2 protein-coding genes are annotated in these 964 nt (G+C 41.2%); both read right to left on the minus strand.

Annotated elements, in window-relative coordinates; all coding sequences use genetic code 11:
* The coding region (gene rpsI / locus RAC86_RS39150; RefSeq protein ID WP_377887002.1) for a 30S ribosomal protein S9 at positions 1-309 on the minus strand (309 nt) is incomplete at its 3' end.
* Between the two features lie 20 nt (positions 310-329).
* Positions 330-767 (minus strand): 50S ribosomal protein L13, encoded by a 438-nt coding sequence (gene rplM / locus RAC86_RS39155; protein ID WP_003241966.1) that lies wholly within the window; start codon positions 765-767, stop codon positions 330-332.
* Positions 768-964 lie beyond the last annotated feature (197 nt).

Below are 964 nucleotides of genomic sequence, written 5' to 3' on the forward strand. Positions count from 1 at the left end.
AAGACCTGCACGTTTAAGAGTTGTACGGTATTCTGGATCTGCTTCAAGCAAAGCACGAGCGATACCGTGACGGATTGCTCCAGCTTGACCAGATAAGCCGCCTCCATGTACGTTTACTAAAACATCATAAGTGCCAGCTGTTTCAGTCAAAGTTAATGGTTGTTTGATATCTTCGATTAGAGCTGCAGATGGGATGTGTTCGCTGATTTCACGATTATTAACGACGATACGACCTTCTCCTGGAACTAAACGCACACGCGCTACAGAGCTTTTACGACGGCCAGTACCGTAATATTGAACCTGTGCCAAATTGGTAACCTCCTTTTTAATTAACCGCGAAGTTCGTAAACTTCAGGTTTTTGTGCTTCGTGTGGATGCTCAGAACCACGGTATACGTTCAATTTTTTGAACATTTGACGACCTAGAGAACCTTTTGGAAGCATGCCTTTGATAGCAAGCTCAAGCATTTTCTCAGGGTAGTTTGTACGCATTTCAAGAGCAGTTCTTGATTTTAATCCGCCTGGATGTTGAGTGTGACGGTAGTAGATTTTGTCAGTTAACTTTTTACCAGTTAACTCGATTTTTTCAGCGTTGATGATGATCACATGATCTCCAGTATCAACGTGTGGTGTGTAAGTTGGTTTGTGTTTTCCGCGAAGGATAGCTGCAACTTCTGAAGAAAGACGACCTAAAGTCTTGCCAGCAGCATCAACAACTAACCACTTGCGTTCAATAGTACTTGCGTTAGCCATAGGTGTTGTACGCATTGAATTTCCCTCCTAAATGATCTGTCATTTTCAATAAACTTCGATTACGTTCTATTTCACAACACAATAAGTTCCGGGGCTTATCGTGGGGTTGAAATACATACCATATGATATCTTATAACTTTATGCAGACTCTGTCAAGAAAATATTATACACCTGGTTTAGTTGTCATAGTAAACGTTCCATAAATATAGCCC

This window comes from Bacillus sp. LR_5 (assembly GCF_042709275.1).

Excerpts from the sequence above, each read along its gene's own strand:
- rplM (WP_003241966.1), bottom strand. The coding sequence starts at position 767 with ATGCGTACAACACCTATGGCTAACGCAAGTACTATTGAACGCAAGTGG.